8 protein-coding genes are annotated in these 8,744 nt (G+C 67.6%); 4 read left to right on the forward strand and 4 right to left on the reverse strand.

The features are described from left to right. Nucleotides 1-98 precede the first annotated feature (98 nt). The gene (locus ABT367_RS19130; protein WP_352254263.1) at nt 99-1,025 is read right to left on the reverse strand and encodes a CBS domain-containing protein; all 927 of its coding nucleotides are present in this window, start codon (nt 1,023-1,025) and stop codon (nt 99-101) included. A gap of 752 nt (nt 1,026-1,777) precedes the next feature. Here ABT367_RS19130 and ABT367_RS19135 point away from each other — a divergent pair. The 4 genes from ABT367_RS19135 to ABT367_RS19150 all read left to right on the forward strand — a co-directional run bounded on the left by ABT367_RS19135 (nt 1,778) and on the right by ABT367_RS19150 (nt 6,554). Continuing rightward, nucleotides 1,778-3,151 carry a TrkH family potassium uptake protein gene (locus ABT367_RS19135; RefSeq protein ID WP_352254264.1) on the forward strand — a complete coding sequence of 458 codons (1,374 nt, stop codon included), beginning with the start codon at nt 1,778-1,780 and terminating at the stop codon, nt 3,149-3,151. Beyond that, nucleotides 3,144-3,863, forward strand: a complete 720-nt coding sequence (locus tag ABT367_RS19140; protein ID WP_352254265.1) for a potassium channel family protein — start codon at nt 3,144-3,146, stop codon at nt 3,861-3,863. The genes ABT367_RS19135 and ABT367_RS19140 overlap by 8 nt, the downstream gene beginning before the upstream one ends. A gap of 115 nt (nt 3,864-3,978) precedes the next feature. Beyond that, a complete protein-coding gene (locus tag ABT367_RS19145) occupies nt 3,979-4,902 on the forward strand; it encodes an ABC transporter ATP-binding protein (protein WP_352254266.1) in 924 nt (307 codons plus the stop codon). Beyond that, nucleotides 4,899-6,554: an ABC transporter permease gene (locus ABT367_RS19150; protein WP_352254267.1), complete on the forward strand. Its 1,656-nt coding sequence runs from the start codon at nt 4,899-4,901 to the stop codon at nt 6,552-6,554. Before ABT367_RS19145 ends, ABT367_RS19150 begins: the two co-directional genes overlap by 4 nt. Before the next feature lie 61 nt (nt 6,555-6,615). Here the strand turns inward: ABT367_RS19150 and ABT367_RS19155 are convergent, their stop codons facing one another. The 3 genes from ABT367_RS19155 to ABT367_RS19165 form a co-directional block, all read right to left on the reverse strand. After that, on the reverse strand, nt 6,616-6,963 hold the full coding sequence (locus ABT367_RS19155; protein ID WP_352254268.1) for a hypothetical protein: 348 nt from the start codon (nt 6,961-6,963) through the stop codon (nt 6,616-6,618). 315 nt (nt 6,964-7,278) lie between these two features. Further along, nucleotides 7,279-8,091 (reverse strand): hypothetical protein, encoded by an 813-nt coding sequence (locus ABT367_RS19160; RefSeq protein ID WP_352254269.1) that lies wholly within the window; start codon nt 8,089-8,091, stop codon nt 7,279-7,281. Between the two features lie 172 nt (nt 8,092-8,263). Beyond that, nucleotides 8,264-8,419, reverse strand: a complete 156-nt coding sequence (locus tag ABT367_RS19165) for a hypothetical protein (protein ID WP_352254270.1) — start codon at nt 8,417-8,419, stop codon at nt 8,264-8,266. Nucleotides 8,420-8,744 lie beyond the last annotated feature (325 nt).

An 8,744-nucleotide genomic window follows, 5' to 3' on the forward strand; every position in this document is an offset into this window, starting at 1 on the left:
CCGCCTCTGCGGTGCCGTCCACGCTTCACTTTTGCATTATGCAAGAAGCGCCTGGAGGTACGGCGTGGTGTGCCCAACGCCACGAACGTCAGGCCTGGTCAAGCACCCAGTGCCGCCGCGACCAGCTCGGCCGATGGTTCACCGGCGGCGCGGGCGAACGCGCGCAGAACAGGCGCCAGCGCGGTGCGCTCCGCCTCCGGCATCGATTCGAGGATGCGGGTGATGGCTTCCATGCGACGTCGGGTCACGTCGTGCACCAGATCCAAACCACGTGGGGACAGTGCGTACCCCTGATCGAGGCAGTCCCGCACGCGCTCATCCTCCTGCACGAGCTCCGAGGAGAGCAGCATCTCCACGAGTCGCCGCACAACCCGCGCCTCGACACCCAACAGCCCGGACAGGCGTTGCACGGACGCGGGGCCGCTGACCCCCAGGACCACCATGAGCCGGAACTGCAACAGCGTCAGTGTCTCCTCGACTTCGGCCAGTGATCTTGCAGATACGGCAACCAGCAGACGCGAGGCGGCCAGCACCGCCGCAGCGGAGTCGAGAAGGCCGTCATCACCGGCCCCCCGCTCCTCGAAGAGCACCCGCAAAAGCCGTTGCGCAGTGATGATGCCCAGGATCTCCGGCCGCGCTCCCTCGCGATTCACCACCACCGCGGCCGGACTGTCGGTGCGCGTCAGCCGGGCGAGCACCTGGGTGACCCCGGTGTCCGCAGTCACCAGGAGCGGAGGGCTCGGCGGTGGGAGCAGGTCGACGAGTCTCCTGCCGCTCAGCCCTCGGGCCAGATGCGCCCGGGCGAAGGGCCCCGTCAGCGAGATGAGCCCGGGGTGCGCGGTCAACGAACTCGGCAGCAGATGCCGCAGGACCTCCTGGGCATGGGCGAACCCGAGCGGCTCACCACTCGAGTCCACCAGCACGAGGAAGGATTCCGAACTCACGGCGAGCAGACGTGCCGCGACCACGGCGTCGCAGTCCAGATCCAGGGTTTGACACGGGTGCGCAAGATCGGCGGCGTACATCGGCAGCTCCTGGCGGCAGAAAGGATCAGCATGCCGACCAGACTTCCCGGCTCCCCAGGCCGCCACGAACAGGGCCGACCCTATGAAGCATCCTTGCACACCGCATGGCCATCAGGAAGGTTTTGAAGGACCCGCAGAACCCTCAACTCCCGCCCTGTGCAACACCCCTACGTATCTCAGATGATTCGAGGAGAGGTGAACGAGATCGAACGGCGCGCTACATCTCGACAATCACCCGCACGGGGATAAGTCGATGGGGTGACGTCCTGATGTTGCTCGTCGCCCGGCTTCTCCTCTCGGCCGCCGCCGGGTCGAGTGTCCACGGCGGAGATGCATGGCACGTTCCCGGCCTTCTCTCGGCGGCCCTTGCCTGCTTCACCGCGGCGGCGGTGCTGCTGGCATGCCGTCTGGTGCGAAAGGTGAAAGGTCCCCGTTTGCGGCGGCGACCGTTGCCAACATGATGATCAGTCGCGCTGCCAGCAGCCGGAAAGGTGAGGGGAGGCAGAGGCGCCGCCGTGATGGGCACGAACGCGCCCATGGTGATCGCCAAACACTCCACGGGGATATCCCGTGAGCTCTGCAGTCCAATCTGTACGTGATCCATACGCGCCCTGCTCCGACCTGTCCGTCTTCCGCAGGTAGGGTGGCGGCCGCCGGGATCTTGACGCGGTCCTGGCGGAAACGAGACGAATCCTTTACGGCCCCACTCCGGATGGGGCCTTGGGCCGTTCCTGGCAGGGAGGCTGCGGCACATGGCGCTAAGCGCCCGGCGTGTGCGGAACTCCCTGTTCGCAGCGCATCCCGCCCGCACCGTCGTCATGGCTTTCGCCGCGGTGATCGTCGCCGGAACTGTGTTGCTCGCGCTGCCGATCGCCACTGAGCAGCGGGCTGGCGCGGGTCTCATCACCGCGCTCTTCACGTCGACTTCGGCCGTATGCGTGACCGGGCTCGCGGTCGTCGACACCGGAACGTACTGGAGCGGCTTCGGCGAAGGCGTGATCCTCGCCCTGATCCAGGTCGGTGGCTTCGGCATCATGACGATGGCGTCGCTGCTCGCGCTGCTGGTGGCGGGTCGGCTGCGGTTGCGGATGCAGCTCACGGCGCAGGCGGAGACGAAGAGTCTGGGCATCGGCGACGTACGCAAAGTACTGCTCGGTGTGGCGGGGACCACGTTGATCGTGGAGCTCGCGGTCGGTGCGGTGCTGGCCCTTCGGTTCCGCTTCGGCTACGCGGAATCCATCGGCGATGCCGTCTACTTGGGCTACTTCCATGCCGTGTCGGCGTTCAACAATGCCGGGTTCGGACTGCACGCGGACAGCATCACCCGCTATGCGCAGGACGCTTGGGTGACTCTGCCGATCGCGGCCGCGGTGATCCTCGGCGGTATCGGCTTCCCGGTTCTGCTCGAATTGCTTCGCCATCGCCATCGCCGGCGTACGACCGGACGTCGCAACTGGACGCTGCACAGCAAGCTGACCCTCATCACCACCGCGGTGCTCCTGTTCGCGGGTACGGTCCTCACCTGTCTGCTCGAGTGGACCAATCCCGGCACGCTCGGGCCGTTCGGGTGGGGCGGCAAGCTCGTCAACGGGTTCTTCCATTCGGCGATGAGCCGCACAGCCGGGTTCAACGCCATCGATATGGGTGAACTCCACGCCTCGACGCTCTTGGCGACCTGCACACTGATGTTCATCGGCGGAGGCAGCGCCGGTACCGCGGGCGGCATCAAGGTCACCACGTTCGCGGTGCTCGCGGTCGCCATCGTCGCGGAGGTGAGGGGCGAACCCAACTCTTCCATCATGGGTCGCAGGCTGGGCCCGCATGTCCTGCGTCAGGCTCTGACCGTGGCGCTGCTGGGCATCGGTCTGGTCATCGCGGCGACGCTCGCCCTGCTGACCGTGACGGAGGAACGACTTGAACCTGTTCTGTTCGAAGTCGTGTCCGCGTTCGGCACGGTGGGTCTGTCCACCGGAATCACCGCCGACATTCCGGGCGTCGGTCAACTGATTCTGATCGCGCTGATGTTTGTCGGCCGGCTCGGCCCCATCACTCTCGTCTCGGCGCTCGCGCTGCGTGAGCGGACCCGACGCTACGAACTGCCTGAGGAGCGACCCGTCATTGGGTAACTACCTGAAATCCCTGCGCACCCGGCGACGCAAGCGCCTCGCCCACACCTACGCACAGCCTGGCGAGCACCGGGTGGCCGTCATCGGCTTGGGCCGCTTCGGCAGTTCACTGGCCGGCGAGCTGATGCGCCGCGGCTGGGATGTCCTGGGCATTGACACCGATGCGCGCCTCATCCAGAAGTACAGCGACGTGCTCACGCACTCCGCGGTCGCCGACTGCACGGATCCCGACGTCCTGACCCAGCTGGGCGTACACGAGTTCACCAGCGCTGTCGTCGGCATCGGAACCGACATCGAGGCCTCCATCCTCATCACGTCCAACCTCCTTGAGGCAGAGGTCCCCAACATCTGGGCCAAGGCCATCAGCCGCCAGCACGGCCAGATCCTGGAACGCCTCGGCGCCCACCACGTCGTCCTGCCGGAACACGAGATGGGCGAGCGCGTCGCGCACCTCGTCACCGGCCGCATGCTGGACTTCATCGAGTTCGACGACGACTACGCCTTGGTCAAGACCGTCGCCCCGGATGTCATCCGCGGCATGCCACTGGGCCGAAGCGAGGCGCGCACCAAGTACGGCGTGACGGTGGTGGCCATCAAACGCATGGGAGAGGGATTCACCTACGCCACGGCCGAGACCGTAGTAGAGAAGGGCGACGTAGTGATCGTCACTGGCAGGACAGCAGCTGTGGAATCCTTCGCCGAGTTGAGCTGAGCCGGTTCGGCGAGCGCGTCTGGGCAACACGACGCCCACGAGGGACGGCCCTGCCGTCGATCTATACGGCCCCTTAACTTCCCAGCCCCTCGCCAGGGGGCCTACGGTCGCGGGCATGACGATGGCAATCGAGGTCTCTGGGCTGCACAAATCGTTCGGCCGGACCCGTGCACTGGACGGTCTCGACCTGGACGTCGCCACGGGCGAAGTACATGGATTCCTGGGGCCGAACGGCGCCGGGAAGTCGACCACCATCCGTGTGCTCCTGGGCCTGTTGCGCGCGGACTCGGGCACCGCCCGGCTCCTGGGGAAGGATCCGTGGGGCGATGCCGTGGAGCTGCACAGACGGCTCGCCTATGTCCCTGGAGATGTGGAGTTGTGGCCCAACCTCACCGGTGGCGAAGCCATCGATCTCCTCTCCCGCTTCCGTGGTGGGATCGATCGAGCCCGCCGCGACGAACTGATCGAGCGCTTCGACCTCGATCCGGCGAAGAAGGGCCGGGCGTACTCGAAGGGCAACCGGCAGAAGGTCGCCATCGTGGCCGCGCTCGCGTCGGACGCCGAACTGCTGCTCCTCGACGAGCCGACGGCCGGGCTCGACCCGCTGATGGAAGTCGTATTCCAGGACGTGATCGGCGAGGCGAAAGCCGCGGGCAAGACGGTCCTGTTGTCCAGCCACATCCTGGCGCAGGTCGAAAAGCTCTGTGATCGGGTGAGCATCATCCGACTCGGCAGGACGGTGCAGACGGGCACGCTGAGCGAGATGCGTCACCTGACACGTACCACCGTCGAGGCCGAGACGGTGCGCCCGGTCGTCGGACTCGCCGACCAGCCAGGCGTACACCATCTTGAAGTGAACGGCAGGCAGGTGCGGTTCGCGGTGGACGGGGCTGAACTCGACGGCGCCATGAACACGCTCGCCGCGTGCGGCATCCGCAGCCTGGTCAGCCACCCACCGACCCTGGAAGAGCTGATGCTGCGCCACTACGGCGATGAGCTCACGGCCAACGGGCACGGGACGAAGGAACAAGCCCGATGAGCACCGCGGTCAGTCCGACTCGCGCACCTGAGCGTTCTCGGCCAGCTGGCAATGCGCTGGCCGGAACCCGGATCCTGGTTCGTTTCATTCTCCGCAGGGACCGCATCCGGCTCCCCGTTTGGATCCTGGCGCTCTTCCTCGGCACGCTGTCCACAGCAAGCAACTACAAGACGCTGTATGCGGATCCCGAAGACCGCGCCTCGGTCGTCAAGACCATGGACAGTCCAGCCGGACTCGCCATGTCGGGCCCACGGCCCTATCTCGACGACTACTCCTTCGGCGCCATGCTGGGCCACCAGATGCTCGGCTTCATGGCCGTGCTCGTCGGCCTGATGAGTGTTCTGATCATCACCCGGCACACCCGCAACGAGGAAGAGACCGGGCGCGCCGAGCTCGTGCGCGCGACCGCCGTGGGCCGGCATGCACACATGGCGGCCGCGCTTGTGGTCGCCGTACTCGCCAACATCGCTCTGGCGGTGCTCCTCGCGCTCGGCCTCTCCGGCATGGGCATCGAAGGGATCGACGCCCAGGGGTCGTTGCTCTACGGCTGCGCGCACGCGGCCGTGGGCATCGTGTTCGCCGCAGTCGCGGCCGTCACGGCACAGATCACCGCGCACACCCGAGGCGCCTCCGGCATGGCACTGGCCGTGATCGGAGTCGCGTACGTGCTGCGGGCCGCCGGCGATGCAGGCAGCAGTGGCGCGCTGTCCTGGCTTTCCCCGATCGGGTGGGTGCAGCGCACCTACGTGTATGTCGATGACCGCTGGTGGCCACTGGCTCTCTGCCTGCTCCTGGCCGCCTCGTGCGCAGCGGCCGGCTTCGCGCTCTCCACCCGGCGCGACGTGGGAGCGGGCCTGCGCTCCTCCCGGCTCGGCAGCCCGCGGGCGTCCGACGCACTCGGCAGCCCGTTCGGGTTCGCGCTGCGACTGCACCGAGGGATGCTGACCGGTTTCGGTGCCGGCCTGTTTCTGATGGGCGCCATGTACGGCTCGATCCTCGGGGACGCCGAGGACATGCTGAAGAACATCGATCAGATCCAGGACGCGTTGAAGGAGATCGGCGGAGCGTCGGTGGCCGAGTCCTTCGCGTCGATGGTGATGGTCGTCATCTCGGTCGTCGCGGCGGTGTACGTGGTCATGGCGTCGTTGAGGCCGCGGGCCGAGGAGACCGCGGGACGCGCCGAACCCCTGCTGGCCACGGCCCTGTCGCGCCATCGCTGGGTCGGCGGTCACGTGGCGGTGGCGGCGGTCGGCGGCACGGCACTCCTCCTGCTCGCCGGCCTCGGATTCGGTGCCGCAGGAGCGGCTTCGGCCGGCGACGGGGGGCTGTTCCTGAAACTGGTGGGTGCGGCGCTCGCTTACGCGCCGGCGCTATGGGTCACCATCGGGATCGCCGTGCTGCTCATCGGCTGGCTGCCGCGGGCGAGTGCGGCGGCCTGGGTCGTTCCTGTGTACGCGTTCGTCATCGGGTACCTGGGGCAGCTCCTCCAGTTTCCCCACTGGATGAACAACCTCTCCCCCTTCGGCCACGTGCCCCGACTGCCCGCCTCGGACATGACTTGGACGCCGCTGATCGTTCTCACCTTGGTCGCGGCCGGACTGGTCCGTTTCGGGCTCGAAGGCTTCCGGCGACGGGACCTCGAGACGAAGTAGCGCGACCGGGAGTCAGCTGGGCAACAGGCTGAGTCTTTTCCCGAACTCGACTGAGGCGAGCTCACCGGCCCGACGCGCACCGCGGGCCGGGCACCACATCCCCATCGAGGGTCGACGACGGTCCGCGCGCGATGTCGTATGCCGCGACCAGCGCCACGGTCACCGCAACCATCGCCACGGCTCCGTATGCGCCGACGGTGACGGTGCCCCGGTCGGCGTGTGCCAGCCGGGGCACGAACTCGCACAGCGCGGCACCGTACACGGCGATGCCTGCAGCACCGAGGAGCCGCACAGGACCAGGGCGGTGGTGAATGACGCCGGGGATCCAGCCGGCGATCAGAGCCAGGCTCGGCGGCAGGACGAACAGCGTGCATGCGCCGAGCAAGATCCAGCTCGTTGTGGAACTCATGACGGCGGGGCCTTCCATGGCTCGGTCGTCGGCTCGGACCTCCGGAGCCTAGGGGCGAGCAGACCGGGGGCGCTGTGACGTATGCCCCAATGCACCCCTTCTTGACGAGACCGATACGCATAGCTGCAGCCTCAGAGACGAGAGGGGTAAACGCTCGGCGAGGAGCCGCAGGGGCTGCGGTCGGCACTTCTCCCCCGCTATGTGGCCGCCGAGGCCACACGCGTCGGCTGCGTGAAGGAACGCATCCAGCTGGGCAATGGCGTCATGCTGTAGGCACACTCTCGCGACCGCATGGCCACGGCCCCAAGGCCCGTGTCACCGCAAATGCTCTGCCTTTACCCCCTCAACGGTCTTTTCCCCAGCGCCCACTGCCAGTCCTACCGCGGCTCGCCGTCGTATCTGGTTGGCGTCCAGGGTGACCAGGTCGGGCACCGTGCGGTTCCACTCTGCAGCGATCTGCTCGAGCGTCTTGGCCATCGCCCCTTTGAGTGCGCCTCGGGCCAGCATCAGTGCGACGGCGACGACAGGGCGCATCAGAGCGCGTCCGCGGACGGTGAGGCGGCAGCACACCTCCCACTGTCCGTCGCGCGGCCGAGGTGTCACGTGCAGGACAGCCGACGTCCAGCGCCGCCGTACTCGCACGGTCAGCAGCGGACGCGCAGTGCGCCGCCCCTCCACGGCCCGCCACCACGCGTCGAGTTCGACGTCGGCGGCAACAGAGGTACGCAGTAGTCGGGTGGCCCACGACGGTCCCGCGTCGACGTTGACCGTCAGCTCCATGGTGCGAGGGCGCTCCACCGACCTCAGAGTTCCCTCCAGCGTCACGTTCAACTGCTCGTGCTGCAGCGACTGGTGCAGACGCACGCCGCCACGCCGGTCCCACTCCCGCACACTGATCCTGGACTGCGCATGGCCGCCGCCCGAGCCCTCGTCCTCGTATACCGCGCCCGGTCGCAGATGCCGACCGTCGGCCAACCGCACATCGGGCACCAACTGGCCATCTGGCAAATGGATCCGCCCGTCATGGGCGGTGGTGTGCTCGGCAAGGTCGAACAGGGCGGCAATCGTCTGTTCGAACCAGCCGCGCGGCACGGGGACAAGGTCGGTCGAGCAGCGGATGCGAGCCATGAGGGGAGTCTGACGCGCCGGGCCGGCGAGGGGCAGTGGGCGACCGGGCAGGATCAGCTGGCGCCCGCTGCCGGGATTCGGCAACAGAATGCCGCATCAGGTTCCCCCGGACCAGATCCATCCGGCATAGTCCGGCGTCCCCTGCGCAGCGGCCGCTGGTAGGCGAGCAGCCTTACCGGCTGGAGAGCACAAACAGCGCCATGGCAGCCACGATCGGCGTGATCACGATCAGCGCGAGTCCGAGCGGATTGCGGTGGTTGAAGACATAGTTGCTGGTCCCCCAGCGGCTGCGGATGAACACGGGCTCGTAGTCGTCGTCTCGGTTCATGCCTTGGAGGCTAGGCCGTGCGCGACAGGCCGCGCATTGCCGTAACCCGGCATTGTTGGTAGCCGGTTGAGTTCCTGCGAGGCGCCTGGAGGCCGATGCGGTGACGCGAGCAGGGCCCCCGCCCCGGTACCACTGCACCCAACTCCGGAACTCGACGGTGACGTCGGTCATCGGACCGCACCCCGTTCGGGGCCGGGGGCATCGCGCCCGGCCACCCGTCGCTGCGCGCCACGGCGTATCACCGACGCCCCGCACAGGAGCAGCGCGACAAGTGCGGCGAAGGCCCAGGGACCGGCGGCGTCCACGGTGTCGGCGATCCAGCGCT

It is taken from the genome of Streptomyces mesophilus, from assembly GCF_040300965.1.
In the GTDB taxonomy this organism is placed as follows: domain Bacteria; phylum Actinomycetota; class Actinomycetes; order Streptomycetales; family Streptomycetaceae; genus Streptomyces; species Streptomyces mesophilus_A.

What these genes read in the sequence shown, in the direction of transcription:
- ABT367_RS19165 (WP_352254270.1), bottom strand. Translation starts at nt 8,419, where the DNA reads ATGAACCGAGACGACGACTACGAGCCCGTGTTCATCCGCAGCCGCTGG.
- ABT367_RS19150 (WP_352254267.1), top strand. Translation starts at nt 4,899, where the DNA reads ATGAGCACCGCGGTCAGTCCGACTCGCGCACCTGAGCGTTCTCGGCCA.
- ABT367_RS19145 (WP_352254266.1), top strand. Translation starts at nt 3,979, where the DNA reads ATGACGATGGCAATCGAGGTCTCTGGGCTGCACAAATCGTTCGGCCGG.
- ABT367_RS19130 (WP_352254263.1), bottom strand. Translation starts at nt 1,025, where the DNA reads ATGTACGCCGCCGATCTTGCGCACCCGTGTCAAACCCTGGATCTGGAC.
- ABT367_RS19135 (WP_352254264.1), top strand. Translation starts at nt 1,778, where the DNA reads ATGGCGCTAAGCGCCCGGCGTGTGCGGAACTCCCTGTTCGCAGCGCAT.
- ABT367_RS19155 (WP_352254268.1), bottom strand. Translation starts at nt 6,963, where the DNA reads ATGAGTTCCACAACGAGCTGGATCTTGCTCGGCGCATGCACGCTGTTC.
- ABT367_RS19160 (WP_352254269.1), bottom strand. Translation starts at nt 8,091, where the DNA reads ATGGCTCGCATCCGCTGCTCGACCGACCTTGTCCCCGTGCCGCGCGGC.